Origin of the sequence: Pseudomonas sp. NPDC087336 (assembly GCF_044744285.1) — a bacterium.
Lineage (GTDB): Bacteria > Pseudomonadota > Gammaproteobacteria > Pseudomonadales > Pseudomonadaceae > Aquipseudomonas.
Genome location: NZ_JBIUYA010000005.1, coordinates 217,644 through 235,808 on the forward strand (window position 1 = coordinate 217,644; position 18,165 = coordinate 235,808).

Here is an 18,165-nt window from a genome sequence, read left to right on the forward strand (position 1 = left end):
ATAGCCAAACAACCCTGTTGGTGAATGAGCCCGATTGCCCTCAATAACTATGTACCGCCATGGCCCCGAATGGCCGTGATTTCCTGACGCTTCAACCACAGCGATCAGGATGCACCGTCATGCCCGAGCTTTCCCCACCCATGGATCATGGATTTCATGTTCCGTTCATCAAAAAACGCCTGCCCGACTGGACTCACCACCTCGCACCCGCACATATCCTCAACCTCTCACGGGCCAGGGATCCGGCCGAGGCATTTGCCAGGAACTATCCGCAGCTATACGCCGCGGCGTCGCCCGCACTGCGCCTGGCGCTGTACGACAGTCAAATGCGCAGCAACAGTTCCACCCAGGCGCTGGCCAAGACCCTCAAGGACTTCAAGGGCATCACCGAATTTGCCAAGCCGTTGCTGGCTGAGGCCATGACCAAGACCTTTGGCCAATCCCCCGATCCGACCACAACCATGCTGTATCACCTGCGGGCGCCCAACCGGGCCGATGAGCAGACATTGCTGCAGGCCGCATTGCGCAATTTCGAGGTCGATGAGCCCTTTGATGAAGTCGCCCTGCAGGAGACCAGTGCGCTGGCTCCCGCCGGCGCACTGCAGAACGAGCTTTACGATCGGCGTGAGCGCTACCCGTACTGGAGTACGCGCTACAAGATCCGCGACAAGCTGTCGATCAATCCCTCGGAGTTCGCCACGCTGTGCCGGCAACTTGACCTTGGCCAGCAGTACCAGGCCCACCTGAGCACCGTGTTCGATGCGCCGGGCACCAGCGCTACCGTGCGCGAGCAGATGATCACGGCCAACAAGGACCTGATGCGCCTGCAAGTACAGGTCGCGCGAATGAAGTCGGACGTCAGTGAATCGGCGTATGCGACCTTGCTGGCGATACTCGACGGTAGCCCGGAGCCCCAATTCGATGGGCGGGCAGTGGCTTATAGCCAGTTGACGGTATTGGGCTCGGAGTTGAGCGATGTGTTGATCATCGGTCCGGAGTCCCGCAAGCCCCTCTCGACCCTTGAGGATATCGCCGACCTGTTCGTGCCGGTGAAGGTCTTGAAGGCGGCAATCAACGCGCACGCGCGAGTCATCGTCTACATCCCGGGCGACACGACGCACCCGGTCAAGGAATTCACATCGCTGGCCGCATTTGCCAAAGACTTTGCCGTCCGGTTGCGCTCGCAAAGCTTTCAGCGCTTTATCGCCGGATTGCTGCCCCAGGACGAATCGCCCAGGTTTTTTCGCAGGCTCAAAGCCCAGCTCAAAACCCACCGGTGGAATCCGAATCCGATTTGGCCGGGCCCGCCCTACAATCCAGAAGCCTACCGCAACGGCATGTATGAGGAGATCTGGAACGACGACGCCAACCTGGCCCTGAGCGAAACCTTTATCGACGACGAAGTGTTCGGTGCACGGTATGCAGCGCATCTGGCCAGGATCAAATCCAATGCCAGGCTCCTGGCCGTTCCCACGGCTGCAGTTGACCACCAGGCCTGGATCGAACGCCTCGAACACCTGGCCGAATGGGGCTTGAACGTCCTCAACGTCGGCGCGTTCTTCGTTCCCGGGCTTGGCGAAGTGATGCTGCTGGTGACCGCGGTGCAATTGGGCCGTGAGGTTTATCAGGGCGTGGAGGCCTGGAAGGAGGGCGATGCCGAAGAGGCCTGGGGGCACCTCACGTCAGTCATGCAGAACGTGGCCTTCATGGCGGTTTTGGGCGCAGTGGCCAGCAAGGCACCACCGATCACGGCATCGCGGTTCGTCGGTGGCATGCGCAAAATTACCACGCCGTTCGGTGAACCACGCCTGTGGAACCCGGACCTGGTGGCGTACAAAAGCAGTATTGCACTCGATAACGTGACACCAAACGCACTGGGGCAATATGAGGTAGGGGACAAGACCTACATCAAAATCGAGGGCAATGCCTACGAGAAAACCTACGATTCGACACTCAAACAGTGGCGCATCAAGCACCCTACCGACCCAGGGGCCTACCAGCCGGTCTTGCGGCACAACCAGCTGGGCGCGTGGCGCCACCTCGACGAGCGGCCGCTGGAGTGGGACCGCCTGACGTTGTTGCGTCGTATCGGCTCACAGATGGACGGTTTCTCCGATGCTCAATTGCAGCAAATCTCGGAGGTCAGCGGGGTCAGTGATGATGCCTTGCGCCGGATGCATATTGATCATCAGCCTCCACCGCCGCGCCTGGTGGAGACGCTTGCGGCATTCAGCGCCGATCAGCAGGTGGACGAGTTCATCCTCGGACTGCGTCGTGGTACCCGCCTGAACGACGCCGCCGAATTTGCCGTGCCGTTAGTCCTGGAGCTGCCCAACTGGCCTGTTGAGGAAGTACTTGAGGTCTTCGAGGGGGCGGAACACTGGGGCGCCTCCCAGCGCTACGGTGCGGCGTCCGGGCAGCCCACTGCCAGGCCGACAATCAAGATCACTCGAGCCGAAGTCCGCGCCGGCAAGCTGCCGGATATCGTGCTGGCTGCGCTCGACGAACAGCAAAAAATTCAACTGCTTGGAACCCACAGCGCAGGACCCGGCGCGGACCGCATGCAGCTGTTCAGGGACCGTCTCGCCGATCGGGCACTGAGTCGCAGACAGTCACTGTTCGACCGTCTGCACACCCCCGAACCGACCACCCATCCCGATATCCAGCGTTTGCAGCGCAGTTTCCCGACGCTGTCTACCGAGGCCGCCCAGGATGTGCTCAATGGCTCCCGTGACAGCGATTTATCCCGGTTGCGTAGCAGCGGCAAAATGTCCCTGAGCCAGGCCAAGGCGATTCGTCGGCACATTCAGCAAGCCGCCCTGAACCGTGCACTCTGCGGCTTGCGCCTGGACAGCATGGCCTCGACCGCCAGTGACCGTTTGGCGCTGCACAGCCTGCAGCTCCTGCCCGGCTGGACCGCGCAGATGCGCGTGGAAGTGCGCGCAGGCTCCATCCTGGGTCCACTGCTCGACAGCGTCGGCAGCTTGACGGCGAGCCCCGGCTACTACCTGGTTAAAAGCCTGGATACTTACCGGGCGTTCGATGCACAGGGCGTGGCGCTCAACAGCATCCCCGCCCACGGGCGTAATCTGTTCGAGTCGCTGGTGGAGGTTTTGCCCCAAGCTGCCCGGGATAACCTGCAAGGCCATCAGGGGCAGGCCCTGCGTGAGGACCTGGCATCTTCTGCCAGCGCCCACCGCGAGGAGATGGCGCAGGCGCTCAATCAACGCCCCATCGACGGTCCGGGTCCGTCCCTGCGCCTGCCTTCAGGCCAGCTCGGTTATCTGGCCAGCGGTCGCGGGGCCGGTTTCTCCGACTCGCCCGATGCCGGATTGATTACCCGGGTACGAGTGCTCTACCCGAACATTTCCGATGAACAAGCCAGCCAGTTCATCAGCAGCCGCCTGAGCGGCGGGGACAGCCATCAACAGGTGTTCAACCTGCTGAACAATCGCCAGCGCGAATTCGAAGGGTTATCCCGACAGTTGAACAGCTGGATAGGTACCGGTGCCGGGCAAGCCGCGCGCAGGTTGCAGGCGCAAAAAGTGATGCGGTGCTGGCGCAACGGCCTCTATCGAGGTCAGGAACCTGCCTTTGAACTGGATTTGCGCGGGGCGGATGCCTTACCCGAGTGGGACGCCGACTTCAGCCATGTGAAAACGTTGCGCCTCAACAGCGGCCAGCTCACCGACGACGCTGGCCCGGCGTTGCTGGCCCGGTTTTCCCAGCTCAGCAAACTCGACATTGTCGTGTACGGGCAGGACACGGTCGCCCTGGCCGGGAAACTGCCAGAATGGACCACGGTTACCGAGCTGAGCCTTGCAGGCCTGGGGCAGACCTATGCACCCCAGTTCCTGCGTGCACTGGAGGGTATGACACAGCTGGAGGATCTGACGTTGTGGGGGGATGCCGATTCGATGGACTTCGGCAAACTGAGCCGCCTGCGATCCCTGAACTTGTTCGGCCATCCCGACCGTTGGCCGACCGGGGTCCTGGATCTGCCGAGGCTCGAAGTCCTGAATCTGCAGACCGTGGCGATCCCGGACCTGCCCGCCGAGCTCTATACCGGTCATCAAGCGCTCTGGCGTGGCCTGAGGTTGAACTGGGGAGCCCTGGAACCGCAGGCGTTGCGCAAGGCTTGCAACTACGTGCGCGACAATCCGGCGCATCTGGCGGATGAAGCGCAGATGGTCGCGCATTACTGCCGTGCGCGACTGGCCTCGTTGACGCCCCGGGATTATTCCTTCGCGTCCGACGCGTTGGCGCGGTTCAATGCCGACGGGGTAACGGGCAGGGCATTGCTTGACCGGGTCGACGTCCTGCACCAGCAGCACAATGAATTGAATCTGGCGCTGGATACTTGGCAGAACACTCCAGTGAGGGTCGAAGGGGAGCAGGTCCAGGTTCATCATCGTGAGGTGATTGCCGACAGGATTCGTGATTGTGCACGCAACAGCTTGCGCGCCCAATATGCGCCTGACGAACCCGTGGCAGGACCGTCGAGGGCGCCTGCCAGGTCGGGCAACGAAGTGCTCGACCTGACGGGGCTGGGGGCCATCGGTGATCTGCCTGCACTGGGCGATACGGTGTTTGCGCATATCCGCCGCCTGAATTTGGCCGGCAGCAGGCTGAGGAGCGCCCAGGTGAACGACTTCCTGCGAGCGTTTCCACAACTGCGTACCCTCGAACTCAGCGCCAACCGCTTGACCGAACTGCCCCAGGCCTTCGACTCGCTGACCGAATTGACCGCGCTCGACCTGTCGTTCAACGAGTTGATAATCACGGCGTCGGCGCAGGCCAGGATCAATCGCCTGAGTGCTTTGCAGACCCTGAACCTGGCGTATAACCGGGTAGGCACACTGGACGTCAGTTCGCTGACGAACCTGGAGAGCCTGTACCTGGGGCATACACGCCTGACACGCTGGCCCGACGGTGCGCTGTCGTTACCCCGACTGCGCCGCCTGGCCCTCAATCACAGCGCTATCACCGACATCCCGGTAGAGGCATTGACCGGTCATGATCGACTGCTGGGTGCGACCTCGCTGCAAGGTTGCCGACTCAGCCCGCATGGCCTGGCGGCAGTGCGCGCCTTCGCTGAACGCACGCCGTCCCAAACACCGATGGGCATCACCCGGGCGCACCTGGCGGCCGGTCGAACAGGCGGGGATCCCGAGTTTTTCCCGGTCGAGGTGTCGGAGCAGCCCAACCTTCTATTGCCGCAGAACCTCGCGCCAGTTGACGGTAATTTGCCGCCGACTTCCGCCGCCCGGCTGCAGCGTCTTGATCCGCAACTGGGCGAAGCGCAAGCCATCGAGCGCATCAATGCATGGCTGGCCGGTGGCCTGGGTGCGACGCAGATTGAAGCGCGACTGGTGTTATGGGAGCAGCAACAGACCCAACTGGTCAGTCGTTTGAACGAGTGGATCGATGCCCCGGCTTCACGCCTGCGTCGCGCATGGGTGAACGCCGTGGACCGGCGCCGGGCAGCTGACCAATTGCTGGAAAGCTGGCGGCTCACGCTGAGGGATATCCCCGGGGTCGAGGGGACGCTCGATTTTAACGGGCTGATCGTCGGCGACCTGCCGACAATGCCGTTCAGCTTCGATCATGTAGTGGAACTGGACCTCAGTGGCGTCGGGCTATCGGCGAACTCCGAAGGATTCCTGCGTTCATTTGCGCGCGTGCGCAGCTTGACACTCAATCAGAACGGCCTGGGCAGCTTGCCCGAGGCGGTGACCCAGTGCCAGGAATTGACCCGGCTGAACGCCTGTTTTACCGATTTACGCGCCAACGAGCCGCTACAGCGCCAACTGCGTTCCTTGCCGCGCCTGCAATGGCTGGACCTTGGCGAAAATCACTTGACCGAATTTGACATGACCGGCCTTGATCAGTTGCAAGGCCTGGATCTGCGTGGCAATAACCTGAGTGATTGGCCGACGGGGGTACTGCAGGCACCTGCGCTGACCACCCTGGAACTGACGGGCAACCAGATATCGACCATTCCCCAGGCAGCATTGCAACCTGAGCACATGAATCTCATGAGCGGCACCAACCTGTTCGATAACCTGCTGGAGCCGGATGAGTTCATGCGCTTGCAGGAATACTTGCGCCGAACCGGGCGGGGGCTGGGCTTCACCCAGCTGGATATCGAACATTTGCTGGCGGGATACGAATCCGAGGAGTCGGAGACTGGTGAGGGTGTCGCGCATCCTGATCGAGAATCGGAGGACGCCCAGAAAGAACGCTGGTTCCGGGGTATCGCGGCGGATTCGGAAAAACACGCGATGTGGAAGGCAATGAAAGAGCAGGACACGACCCAGGACTTTTCATACATTCTGTCGCAGCTTCGCCATACCCAGGATTTTCACGCGGATCGCCTGGGGCTGACCCAGCGAGTGTGGCGAGTGATTGAGTCGGCCCATGCCGACGATGCGCTCAGCGAACGCCTGATGGGCCTGGCGCGGGCATTGCGGCACCAGGCGACCTGCGGCGATGGTCGAATCCTGTTGTTCAACGAGTTGGAAGTCGAGGTGTTCGAGTACGAAGCCTTGAAGTCCATTGCCCCTGAGCATAAAGGTCGCGAGCTGCTCAAGCTGTCCAGGCGGCTGTTTCGCCTGTCGCAAGTGGAGGAGGTCGCCAGCGCAAGAATCGGTACTCGTCCGACCACCGATCCGGCGGAAATACGCCTGGCCTACCGCATCGGTCTGGCACAACGCCTGGACCTTCCCGATCAACCCAAAGGCATGCTCTACGCCAACCTGGCGGGGGTAGCGGCGGCTGATCTCGATCAGGCCTACACCCGGATCATTGCCCAGGAGCAGACACCGGTGTTCAACGACCAACTGATTGCGCGCAAATGCTGGACAGACTATCTGGAGGAAAAGTACCCGGCTGAGTTCACCCGGGTGCAACGGCAATTCCAGGAAAAATGCGCGGCCCTTGAAGACAAGTACGCCGAGTTCACCCAGGCGTACTTTCAGGAACTCAAGGCGCTGGAAGCGGACAACCGGGTCGACCGCAAGAACCTGCTGAGCGAACTCACGTCCCGTGAGCTGGCCGAGCAGGCCACGATGACCTGATCCTCGATTGGCAACACTCTGGAGTCGACAGCGCTCGACTCCAGAGCTCACCGTATCAGTTGTCGTAGCCGAGGTTCGGCGCCAGCCAGCGTTCGGTGACGCTCAACTCCTGACCCTTGCGCGACGTGTAGCTCTGCACCTGATCCTTGTCGATCTTGCCCACGGCAAAATACTGCGCCTGCGGATGCGCGAAGTACCAACCGCTGACTGCTGCCGCCGGGAACATCGCGTAGTGCTCGGTGAGGAACACGCCGCTGCGGCCGGCGCGCAGTTCGCTGGCCTCAGGGTCGAGCAGGGCGAACAGCGTGCTTTTCTCGGTGTGATCCGGGCACGCCGGGTAGCCCGGGGCAGGGCGGATACCGGAGTATTGCTCTTTGATCAACGCTTCGTTGTCGAGCGTCTCGTCCTTGGCGTAACCCCAGTATTCTTTACGCACTTGCTGGTGCAGCCACTCGGCACAGGCCTCGGCCAGGCGGTCGGCCAGCGCCTTGACCATGATCGAGTTGTAATCGTCGCCAGCGTCCTGATACGCCTTGGCCACTTCTTCGGCACCGATGCCGGCGGTGGTGATGAAACCGCCCACGTAGTCGGTGAGTTCGCTGTCCTTGGGCGCCACAAAATCCGCCAGGGAGAAGTTTGGCTTGCCGTCGGTCTTGATGGTCTGCTGACGCAGGTGATGCAGCTTGGCCAATGGCTTGCCATCATCGCCGTACAGTTCGATGTCGTCGTCGCGCACCTGGTTGGCCGGCCAGAAGCCGAACACCGCACGGGCGCTGATCAGTTTCTCGTCGATCAGTTTGGCGAGCATTTCCTGGGCATCGGCGTACAGGGCGGTCGCGGCTTCGCCGACCACTTCGTCCTGGAGGATGCGCGGGAACTTGCCGGCCAGGTCCCAGGAAATGAAGAACGGCGTCCAGTCGATGTATTCGGCCAGTACCTTGAGATCGATGTTGTCCAGCACCTTGGCGCCGGTAAAGGTCGGTTTGACCGGCGCGTAGGTGCTCCAGTCGAACTGTGGCTTCTTGGCGATCGCCGCCGCGTAGCTCAGGCGTTCGGTGCGCGCGCTGCGGTTAGCGGTGCGCTCGCGTACTTCGATGTATTCCTCGCGGGTTCTCTCGACGAAACCGGCCTTCAGTTCCTTGGACAGCAACTGGGTGGCCACGCCAACAGCGCGGGAGGCGTCAGTCACATACACCACCGCGTCATTGCTGTACTTGGGTTCGATCTTCACCGCCGTGTGCGCCTTGGAGGTGGTCGCGCCGCCGATCATCAACGGCAGGTGGAAATCCTGACGCTGCATCTCGCGAGCCACGTGGACCATCTCATCCAGCGACGGCGTGATCAGGCCGGACAGGCCAATGATGTCGCATTTCTGCTCCTTGGCCACCTGCAGGATCTTCTCCGCCGGCACCATCACGCCGAGGTCGACGATGTCGTAGCCGTTGCAACCCAGCACCACGCCGACGATGTTCTTGCCGATGTCGTGCACGTCACCTTTTACGGTGGCCATGAGAATCTTGCCCTTGGCTTGCGGTTTGTCGCCTTTTTCCGCCTCGATGAACGGGATCAAGTGGGCCACGGCCTGCTTCATCACCCGGGCGGATTTCACCACCTGGGGCAGGAACATCTTCCCGGCGCCGAACAGGTCGCCAACGATGTTCATCCCGGCCATCAGCGGACCTTCGATCACCTCGATCGGGCGACTGAAGGACAGGCGCGACTCTTCGGTGTCTTCGACGATGTGGGTAGTGATGCCTTTGACCAGTGCGTGTTCCAGGCGCTTGTTGACGTCCCAGTTGCGCCACTCTTCGGTCTCGGCTTCCTTGACGCTGCCGTCGCCCTTGTACTTGTCGGCGATGGCGAGCAGGGCGTCGGTGCCTTCCGGGGTGCGGTTGAGAATCACGTCTTCGACGGCGTCGCGCAGTTCCACCGGGATCTGGTCGTAGATCTCCAGTTGCCCGGCGTTGACGATACCCATGGTCAGGCCGGCGCGGATCGCATACAGCAGGAACACCGAGTGGATCGCTTCGCGCACCGGGTTGTTACCGCGGAACGAGAACGACACGTTGGACACGCCGCCAGAGGTCAGCGCATAGGGCAGTTCGTCGCGGATGTAGGCACAGGCGTTGATGAAGTCCACGGCGTAGTTGTTGTGTTCTTCGATACCGGTGGCTACGGCGAAGATGTTCGGGTCGAAGATGATGTCTTCCGGCGGGAAGCCGACGTCATTGACCAGAATGTCGTAGGAGCGTTTGCAGATTTCTTTCTTGCGCGCTTCGGTGTCGGCCTGGCCGGCTTCGTCGAAGGCCATCACCACCACGGCGGCGCCGTAGCGCTTGCACAGTTTGGCATGATGGATGAACTGCTCGACGCCTTCCTTCATGCTGATCGAGTTGACGATGCCCTTGCCCTGAATGCACTTGAGGCCGGCTTCGATCACTTCCCACTTGGAGGAGTCGATCATGATCGGTACGCGGGAGATGTCCGGTTCGCCGGCAATCAGATTGAGGAAGGTCACCATGGCCTTCTTCGAATCGAGCATCCCTTCGTCCATGTTGATGTCGATCACCTGGGCGCCGGCCTCGACCTGCTGCAGGGCGACTTCCAGGGCTTCGGTGTAGTTGTCTTCACGAATCAGGCGGGCAAATTTGGCCGAGCCGGTGATGTTGGTGCGCTCGCCGACGTTGACGAACAGCGAGTTGCGATCGATGGTGAACGGTTCCAGGCCCGAGAGGCGGCAGGCCCTGGGGATTTCCGGAATCTGGCGCGGCGCATAACCGGCCACGGCCTTGGCGATGGCTTCGATGTGGCCCGGGGTGGTGCCGCAGCAGCCGCCGACGATGTTGAGGAAGCCACTTTGGGCGAACTCTTCGATGACCTTGGCGGTTTGCGACGGCAGTTCGTCGTACTCGCCGAATTCGTTTGGCAGGCCGGCGTTCGGGTGCGCGGAAACGTGGGTGTTGGCCTTGTTCGACAGCTCTTCCAGGTACGGGCGCAATTCGCTGGCGCCCAGTGCGCAGTTCAGGCCGACCGAAATCGGCTTGGCGTGGGCCACGGAGTTCCAGAACGCTTCGGTGGTCTGGCCGGACAGGGTACGGCCCGAGGCATCGGTAATGGTGCCGGAAATCATGATCGGCAACTCGATGCCCAGCTCTTCGAACACGCCCTGTACGGCGAAGATCGCGGCCTTGGCGTTGAGGGTGTCGAAGATGGTTTCGATCAGGATCAGGTCGGCGCCGCCTTCGATCAGGCCTTTGGTGGCCTCGGTGTAGTTTTCCACCAGTTCATCGAAGGTCACGTTGCGGTAGCCGGGGTTGTTCACGTCCGGGGACAAGGAACAGGTGCGGCTGGTCGGGCCGAGCACGCCGGCAACGAAGCGCGGTTTGTCCGGGTTCTCGAGGGTTTTCGCATCGGCGACCTTGCGCGCCAGGCGAGCGCCTTCTACGTTCAGCTCAAAGGCCAGTTCTTCCATGCCGTAGTCGGCCATGGAAATCCGGGTGGCGTTGAAGGTGTTGGTTTCCAAGATGTCGGCACCGGCATCCAGGTAGGCTTTCTCGATGCCACCAATCACGTCCGGGCGCGTCAGCACCAACAGGTCGTTGTTGCCTTTGACATCGCTCGGCCAGTCGGCAAAACGCTTGCCACGATAATCCTGCTCCTCGAGCTTGTAGCTCTGGATCATCGTGCCCATGCCGCCATCGAGAATCAGGATGCGCTCTTTGAGGGCGTGCTTGAGGGCTTGGAGGCGAACGCTGCGATCGGACATTGGGACTACTCGGAAAGACCATGACGAAGGGCCGGGATGATAGCAAACCTGTGCGCTTTTAGAGCATGTCCGGGTTTTTCATGAATATCGCTCATGTTGGTGTGGCGGCCAGCCCGGTAGAATCGCGGCGTTTTCTAAAGGATCGGGACCAGGGACATGTCGTATCGCGTCGTCATTACCAGTGTGTTGATATTTTTGAGCGGGGGCGCCGTCGCGCAAAGCCCGGCGATTTCCCCTGCAATCTCCTACACTCGCGATATCCAGCCGATCTTCAGCGAAAAGTGCGTGGCCTGCCATGCCTGCAACGATGCCCCCTGTCAGCTTAATCTGGGCAGCGGCGAAGGTGCGGCACGTGGCGCGACGAAAGTCCCGGTGTATGACGGTGAACGCAGCCAGGCTGTGGCGCCGAGCCGGCTGTTCTATGACGCGTTCGGCAAGCGGGCCTGGGAGCAAAAAGGCTTCCATTCGGTGCTCGACGCCCAGGGCAGCCAGGCTGCATTAATGGCGCGCATGCTGGAACTGGGTCACACCAACCGCTTGCAACCCAATGCCAAATTGCCCGAGGACATCGTCCTGGGCCTCAATCGCGACAACATGTGCGCGCTGCCGGGCGAGTTCGATGGTTATGCCAGCACTCACCCAAAGGAAGGCATGCCTTTGGCGGTCACCGGCCTGACCGACCAGCAATACCAGACGCTGCAACGCTGGCTGGCCTCGGGCGCGCCGATCGATGAACAGGCCCTGGTGCCCAGCGCGAGGGAAGCATTGCAGGTGGTGCAGTGGGAAAACCTGCTCAACGCTCCGGGCGCCCGGCAGAGTCTGGTCGGGCGCTGGTTGTTCGAACACTGGTTTCTCGCGCACCTGTATTTCAAGGACGGCGAGCCGGGGCATTTCTTCCAGTGGGTGCGGTCTCGCACGCCGACCGGCCAGCCCATCGACCTGATCAACACCCGTCGGCCGAATGACGACCCCGGCACCCAGGTGTATTACCGCCTGTGGCCGGTGCAGGGGGTGATCGTGCACAAGACTCACATCACCTATGCCCTGAGCGCAGCGAAGATGGCCCGGGTCAAGAGCCTCTTTTACAACGGCAACTGGCAGGTCAACGCCTTGCCGGGCTACGGCCCGGAACGTCGGGCCAATCCGTTTACCACCTTCGAGGCCATCCCGGCTCAGGCGCGTTATCAGTTCATGCTGGATAACGCCGAGTATTTCGTCCGCACCTTTATTCGCGGTCCGGTCTGCCGCGGGCAGATCGCCACTGATGTGATCCGCGACAACTTCTGGGCGCTGTTCCAGGCCCCGGAGCACGACCTCTACATCATCGACCCGAACTACCGCGGCCAGGCCACGCCGTTGCTGGCGATGCCGGGGCAAAACGACGACGTCGGCAGTGTCCTGAGCCTGTGGCACGACTACCGCGACAAGCGTAACGAGTACGAGGCCCTGCGCCGGGACAGCTATGCCGATCTGCCGGCGCCGAGCTGGTCGAGCCTGTGGGCGGGTAACGACAACGCGCTGCTGAGCATCTTCCGCCATTTCGACAGCGCCGCGGTGACCAAGGGCCTGATCGGCGATGTGCCGCAAACGATGTGGCTGTTCGACTTCCCGCTGCTCGAGCGCACTTACTATCAGTTGGCGGTGAATTTCGACGTGTTCGGCAATGTTTCCCACCAGGCCCAGACGCGCTTGTATTTCGACCTGATTCGCAATGGCGCCGAGCAGAATTTCCTGCGCCTGATGCCGGCTGATTCGCGGGAGGGCTTCCTTGACGATTGGTACCAGAACAGCGGGAAGTTCAAGATGTGGCTGGACTATGAAGCCATCGACGACGACACGCCGACCGCGCTGAAACTCGATGAAAAAGACCCCAAGCGCGATTTCGCCATGCAGCTGCTGGCGCGATACGGCGAGCTGAACGCCAAGCCTGATCCGATCAATCGCTGCGACGGCGCCTATTGCTCGCGACCGAACATCGATCCGGCCCTGCAGGCCGCCGAGCAGGCGTTGAGTCGCCTGGCCTCACGCCCGGCGGCCGGCCTCAAGGTCATCGATCAACTGCCGGAAGCGACCATGCTGCGCATCGAAACCGCGAGCGGTCAGCGTGTGGTCTACAGCCTGCTGCGCAACCGCGCGCACAGCAACGTGGCGTTCCTGCTCGGCGAGTCACTGCGCTATCAGCCGGGGCTCGACACGCTCACCATTTTCCCCGGGGTGCTGAGCAGTTACCCGAACTTCATGTTCAACATTTCGGCCGATCAAGTGCCTGATTTTGTCGATGCGATGGAAAACGCCAAGGATGCCGATGGTATGGAGAAAGTCGTCGAACGTTGGGGTATCCGCCGCAGTCATCCGCAATTTTGGCAGTACTTTCATGACCTGAGTCGCTATATCCACGAAACCGAACCCGTGGAAGAGGGCGTGCTGGACATGAATCGCTACGAGAACCTGTGAAACACCGCTGATCCCCTGTGGGAGCAAGCCCGCTCCCACAATTCTTTCCCGACAAAAATACTAGGACTTTGTGCGCGGCGATGATTGGCGTAAACTGCGCCCAAGCCTGCGAGGAGTTTCCATGACCGCTATTACCATCACCGACGCCGCCCACGATTACCTGGCTGATCTGCTCTCCAAGCAGAACACCCCGGGCATCGGCATCCGCGTCTTCATCACCCAGCCTGGCACCCAGTACGCCGAAACCTGCATTGCCTATTGCAAGCCGGGCGAAGAAAAACCCGAAGACACGGCGCTGGGGCTCAAAAGCTTCACCGCGTACATCGACCATTTCAGCGAAGCTTTCCTGGATGACGCCGTTGTCGACTACGCCACCGACCGCATGGGCGGCCAGTTGACCATCAAGGCGCCAAACGCCAAGGTGCCGATGGTCAATGCCGACAGCCCGATCAACGAGCGTATCAACTACTACCTGCAAACCGAGATCAACCCGGGGCTGGCCAGCCACGGCGGCCAGGTCAGCCTGATCGATGTGGTCGAAGACGGCATCGCCGTCCTGCAGTTCGGCGGCGGTTGCCAGGGCTGCGGCCAGGCCGACGTGACCTTGAAGGAAGGCATCGAGCGCACCTTGCTCGAGCGTATTCCCGAGCTCAAGGGCGTGCGTGACGTGACTGACCACACGCAGAAAGAAAACGCCTACTACTAAGGTGTTCGCTGCGGCATGAAAAAACGGCGCCCCGTGAGCGCCGTTTTTTTATTGATCGTTCCCACGCTCCGCGTGGGAATGCAGCCCGGGACGCTCCGCGTCCCAAAAGCGGACGCAGAGCGTCTGTTGAGGCATTCCCACGCAGAGCGTGGGAACGATCTACTCAGGGGCGATACAAATGCGCATGCCCCGCACGATACAGCGACGACTCGCTGAACTGCTCGCTGCCCAACACCCGACCCACCAGAATCAATGCCGTACGTCGAAACCCCTTGGCTTCAACCTTTTCGGCAATATCCTCAAGTGTCCCCACCACCCAATCCTGATCCGGCCAGGTCGCCCGGTGAATCACCGCGATCGGGCAATCCGCGCCGTAATGCGGCCGCAACTCGGCAAGGATTTTCTCCAGATGATTGACCCCCAAATGGATCGCCATGGTCGCTCCATGCTGCGCCAGGTTGCCCAGTTCTTCACCGGCGGGCATCGCGGTTTTGTCGGCGTAACGAGTCAGGATCACGCTCTGCGACACGTCCGGCAACGTCAGTTCCGCGCCCAGAAGCGCCGCGCAGGCGGCCGTGGCGGTCACGCCGGGGATGATTTCAAAAGGAATATCGAGCTCACGCAGATGGCGAATCTGCTCGCCGATAGCCCCATACAGGCTCGGGTCGCCGGAATGCACGCGAGCCACGTCCTGGCCCTTGGCATGGGCCGCCTTGATCAATTCAACGATCTGTTCCAGGTGCAGTTCGGCGCTGTTGACCACCTGTTCGGCGCTGTGTCCTTCCAGCACCGCGGTGGGTACCAGCGAGCCGGCATAGATGATCACCGGGCAGCTGCGAATCAGGCGCTGGCCCTTGACGGTGATCAGTTCCGGGTCGCCGGGACCGGCACCGATGAAATAGACGGTCATCGAAGGTTCCTGTTGAAAATGGGGGCTGGGCAAGGCTTCAGATGAAGATTGCTCATGATCGAATGTGCGGATTATCGGGGATTTTACGCGGCGCCGGCCAAGGCGAGGGTGGCCTGGGCATATTTTTGTCGGCGAATCAGCAGTTTTGCCGGCGACTGGGCCAACTGTTCGGCCAAGGCCAGGGCGGCACTTTCCGCCACGCCGTAACAGCCGGTACGCTCGAACGCGATCTGCGAATGGTGGCTGAGGTGCGGTTGATAAGCGGCCAATTGTTCACTGCTGAAGTACAGCATCTCTAACCCAAGCTGTTCGGCCAGTTCGTTCAGGGCCGGTTCATCGCGTTTCAAGTCGATGCTGGCCAGGGCCTTGATCCGATGCAGTTCGATCCGGTGCGCCTGCAGTGCCTGGTCGAGTAGTGCCCGCAACGTGCTGACGGGGCAGCCGCGCTGGCAGCCCAGGCCGACCACCAGGGTCGGCGCTGTGCTGAGGTCAGTCATGCGTGGTACTGGCCATCGCTTTTGCGGCGGAACAACCAGGCGCTCATCAGGCCCAGGGCCAGCCAGAACGCCACGTTGGTCAGCTGCGAAGCGATCTTGAACTGAGTTTCCAGTGCTTCTGGAGCGAGCATCGAGTGCACGTCCGGTTGCGGTGCGCCAATCACATGCGGCACGGCAAGGATCGCCACGCCAAGGACTTTCATCAGCCAGTGGCGGCTGAACGCGATCAGGGCGATACCGACAGCGGTGGAGGCGGCGGTACCGATCCACCAGAGCTGGCGTTGCGCCAGATCGGCAGCCGCGGTGCCTGGCAACTCAGGGGGCAGGCCAAGTGTTGGCGCCAGCACGAAGGTCGCGTAGCCCGCCAAGCCCCAGAGCAGGCCTTGGGAAGTCTTGGTCGGCGCGCGCAGTGTGTAGAGACCGGCGAGCATCAGGGCGAAACCGACCGCCACCACCAGGTTGCCGCCAGTTGTCGACAGCACGCGCTGCCAGCCGTCTTCCGGCTCCCAGGCTTCGGCGTCGTGGGTGTGGGCAGTGACACCCGCGGCATGTTCATGAACTTCAACTGTCGCAGGTTCGGACTTTTCGTAAGTTTCGGCCTGCAAAATCAGCGGAGAAACCCACAAGCTTTGCAGCAGGGTCAGCAGCAGGGCGGCCAGCAGCCCGCTGAAACCTGCGGTTTGCGCAATACGCTTGATCATGTCGGCAGGTCTCAATGGCACGGGAACGCGGAACTGTGGCGCGTATCGTGAGCCGCGTTGTGAACGGCTTCGATGTGCGAGAAACCGGCGAAATACACCAGGCACGCGCCGAGGATCGACGCACAAACGGCGGCGGTCAGGCGTTGGGACAGGGTAGTGGTGGTGCTGGCGGTATTGCTGTGGCCGGTGCTGCTGATAATCGACATGGCGCTTCCCTCTGTTCTGTCAGCGGGGAATAAGAGCGCAAGCAGAGCCCCGCACGACCGAGCGCGCAGAAGTCCGAACAGCGCCCGCCCACCGCGGGTTTGTTGATTGAAGTGATCGTATTGTTCACTTTGTGTTGCGGGCCGGTCTCCGGGCTCACGAGGGGCTCAGGCGTTAGCCTGAACCTTCCAGCATCACCTTCCCATGCCGCATTGGCACAGTGGATCTGACGCTTCGCTCGCTTACCGTTGCGGGGGCAGCACCGGACTGACATGGCTGGAAGTAAAGCACATGATTCACCGGTTTCCCGTTTCACCCTGTGAAGGGCACCCGTAACAAGATGCGTAGGAGAGCATGGGCGAGGGTAGGGCGTCAATTGGCAAGGGTTCTCATCTGAGGGTTGGATCGTTCCCACGCGGAGCGTGAACGATCTAATCCGGGCGACACAAGACATTGACCCGCCCCGATACCATGCGTAGCCTTGCGCTTTCGAGGTTCTTCGGCGTTTGTCGAAGCTAAGAAGGGAACGCGGTCAATGCCGCGGCTGCCCCCGCAACTGTGAACGGTTCAGTTTCTGCCATGCCACTGCATGCGCCAGCCATGGCGCGAGCGGGAAGGCGCAGTAACCGCCAGTCCAACGACTGGCCAGCCGTCAGCCAGGAGACCTGCCTCGATACAGATTCTCACTACAACCGGGCGGGGTGATCCGGTGGCGAACCCTTGCGGCACGCTTGTGCGTCGCCGGTTCTCGTCCCGTATGCCCGCCACCTTGCCAAAGGGCATCCGATGAAAACACTGGCCAAACTCCCCGTCACCATCGTCACCGGCTTCCTCGGCTCGGGCAAGACCACCTTGCTGCGGCACATGCTCGACAACGCCCAGGGCCGCCGCATCGCGGTGATCGTCAACGAGTTCGGCGAACTGGGCATTGACGGCGAAATCCTCAAGCAGTGTTCCATCGGTTGCACCATCGATGAAGCCAACGGCCGCGTCTACGAGTTGGCCAACGGCTGCCTGTGCTGTACCGTGCAGGAAGAGTTCTTCCCGGTGATGCGCGAACTGGTGGCCCGTCGCGGCGACCTCGACCACATCCTGATCGAAACGTCCGGCCTGGCCCTGCCCAAACCTCTGGTCCAGGCCTTCCAGTGGCCGGAAATCCGCAGTGCCTGCACCGTTGATGCGGTGATCACCGTGGTCGATAGCCCGGCCGTTGCGGCTGGCACCTTCGCCGCGTTCCCGGACCAGGTCGACGCCATGCGCAAACTCGACCCGAACCTGGACCACGAATCGCCCCTGCACGAGCTGTTCGCCGACCAACTGGCCAGCGCCGACCTGGTGATCCTCAACAAGGCCGACCTGATCAGCCCCGAAGACCTGGCCCGCGTGCGCCTGGAAGTCGCCGAGGAATTGCCGCCAGCGGTGAAAGTCATCGAAGCCAGCAGCGGTCGCCTGCCGCTGGACGTGCTGATCGGCCTCGGTGCTGGTTCCGAAGAGCATATCGACAGCCGCCACAGCCATCACGACCACCACCATGAAGGCGAAGACGATCACGACCACGATGCCTTCGACTCGATCTCCATCGAACTGCCGGCATCCGACGATAGCCTGCTGATGGATGCGCTGACCCAACTGGTGGTGCAGCACGGCATCCTTCGCGTAAAAGGTTTCGCCGCGGTCCCGAACAAACCGATGCGCCTGCTGATCCAGGGCGTGGGCACCCGTTTCGACAAGCATTTCGACCGCCAGTGGGGCGCTGAAGAAGCGCGCACCACCCGCCTGGTATTGATCGGCCAGGCACTGGACGCCGCAATGCTCGAAGCGCAATTGCGCGCCGCGCTCAGCGTGTAA

General features: G+C 61.6%; 9 protein-coding genes and 2 riboswitches. Of the genes, 4 read left to right on the plus strand and 5 right to left on the minus strand.

What is annotated here, in order from left to right; all coding sequences use genetic code 11:
- Window positions 1-119 precede the first annotated feature (119 nt).
- Window positions 120-7,079: an NEL-type E3 ubiquitin ligase domain-containing protein gene (locus tag ACIO0C_RS07360; protein WP_401309690.1), complete on the plus strand. Its 6,960-nt coding sequence runs from the start codon at window positions 120-122 to the stop codon at window positions 7,077-7,079.
- Window positions 7,080-7,134: 55 nt separating this feature from the next.
- Here ACIO0C_RS07360 and metH read toward each other — a convergent pair whose 3' ends face one another.
- A complete protein-coding gene (gene metH / locus ACIO0C_RS07365) occupies window positions 7,135-10,845 on the minus strand; it encodes a methionine synthase (protein WP_401309693.1) in 3,711 nt (1,236 codons plus the stop codon).
- Window positions 10,846-11,001: 156 nt separating this feature from the next.
- Between metH and ACIO0C_RS07370 the strand changes: the two genes are divergently transcribed.
- Together ACIO0C_RS07370 and nfuA are read left to right on the plus strand one after the other, a co-directional pair.
- The gene (locus ACIO0C_RS07370) at window positions 11,002-13,299 is read left to right on the plus strand and encodes a fatty acid cis/trans isomerase (protein ID WP_401309696.1); all 2,298 of its coding nucleotides are present in this window, start codon (window positions 11,002-11,004) and stop codon (window positions 13,297-13,299) included.
- 121 nt (window positions 13,300-13,420) lie between these two features.
- Window positions 13,421-14,005, plus strand: coding sequence for a Fe-S biogenesis protein NfuA (gene nfuA, locus ACIO0C_RS07375; RefSeq protein ID WP_008059275.1), 585 nt, complete (start codon window positions 13,421-13,423; stop codon window positions 14,003-14,005).
- A gap of 163 nt (window positions 14,006-14,168) precedes the next feature.
- Here the strand turns inward: nfuA and cobM are convergent, their stop codons facing one another.
- From cobM to ACIO0C_RS07395, 4 genes are all read right to left on the minus strand, one after another.
- Window positions 14,169-14,915 (minus strand): precorrin-4 C(11)-methyltransferase, encoded by a 747-nt coding sequence (cobM, locus tag ACIO0C_RS07380; RefSeq protein WP_401309699.1) that lies wholly within the window; start codon window positions 14,913-14,915, stop codon window positions 14,169-14,171.
- 83 nt (window positions 14,916-14,998) lie between these two features.
- Window positions 14,999-15,412 (minus strand): cobalamin biosynthesis protein, encoded by a 414-nt coding sequence (locus tag ACIO0C_RS07385; protein ID WP_401309702.1) that lies wholly within the window; start codon window positions 15,410-15,412, stop codon window positions 14,999-15,001.
- Window positions 15,409-16,113, minus strand: a complete 705-nt coding sequence (locus ACIO0C_RS07390; protein ID WP_401309705.1) for a CbtA family protein — start codon at window positions 16,111-16,113, stop codon at window positions 15,409-15,411. The genes ACIO0C_RS07385 and ACIO0C_RS07390 overlap by 4 nt, the downstream gene beginning before the upstream one ends.
- An 11-nt stretch (window positions 16,114-16,124) precedes the next feature.
- Window positions 16,125-16,319 carry a CbtB-domain containing protein gene (locus tag ACIO0C_RS07395; RefSeq protein WP_008059280.1) on the minus strand — a complete coding sequence of 65 codons (195 nt, stop codon included), beginning with the start codon at window positions 16,317-16,319 and terminating at the stop codon, window positions 16,125-16,127.
- Between the two features lie 121 nt (window positions 16,320-16,440).
- Window positions 16,441-16,666, minus strand: a riboswitch (cobalamin riboswitch).
- Window positions 16,667-16,792: 126 nt separating this feature from the next.
- A riboswitch (cobalamin riboswitch) is annotated at window positions 16,793-17,005 on the plus strand.
- Window positions 17,006-17,103: 98 nt separating this feature from the next.
- Here ACIO0C_RS07395 and cobW point away from each other — a divergent pair.
- Window positions 17,104-18,165 (plus strand): cobalamin biosynthesis protein CobW, encoded by a 1,062-nt coding sequence (gene cobW / locus ACIO0C_RS07400; protein WP_401309709.1) that lies wholly within the window; start codon window positions 17,104-17,106, stop codon window positions 18,163-18,165.

Excerpts from the sequence above, each read along its gene's own strand:
- cobW (WP_401309709.1), top strand. The coding sequence starts at position 17,104 with ATGAAAACACTGGCCAAACTCCCCGTCACCATCGTCACCGGCTTCCTC.
- ACIO0C_RS07360 (WP_401309690.1), top strand. The coding sequence starts at position 120 with ATGCCCGAGCTTTCCCCACCCATGGATCATGGATTTCATGTTCCGTTC.
- metH (WP_401309693.1), bottom strand. The coding sequence starts at position 10,845 with ATGTCCGATCGCAGCGTTCGCCTCCAAGCCCTCAAGCACGCCCTCAAA.
- ACIO0C_RS07385 (WP_401309702.1), bottom strand. The coding sequence starts at position 15,412 with ATGACTGACCTCAGCACAGCGCCGACCCTGGTGGTCGGCCTGGGCTGC.
- ACIO0C_RS07370 (WP_401309696.1), top strand. The coding sequence starts at position 11,002 with ATGTCGTATCGCGTCGTCATTACCAGTGTGTTGATATTTTTGAGCGGG.
- cobM (WP_401309699.1), bottom strand. The coding sequence starts at position 14,915 with ATGACCGTCTATTTCATCGGTGCCGGTCCCGGCGACCCGGAACTGATC.
- ACIO0C_RS07395 (WP_008059280.1), bottom strand. The coding sequence starts at position 16,319 with ATGTCGATTATCAGCAGCACCGGCCACAGCAATACCGCCAGCACCACC.
- nfuA (WP_008059275.1), top strand. The coding sequence starts at position 13,421 with ATGACCGCTATTACCATCACCGACGCCGCCCACGATTACCTGGCTGAT.
- ACIO0C_RS07390 (WP_401309705.1), bottom strand. The coding sequence starts at position 16,113 with ATGATCAAGCGTATTGCGCAAACCGCAGGTTTCAGCGGGCTGCTGGCC.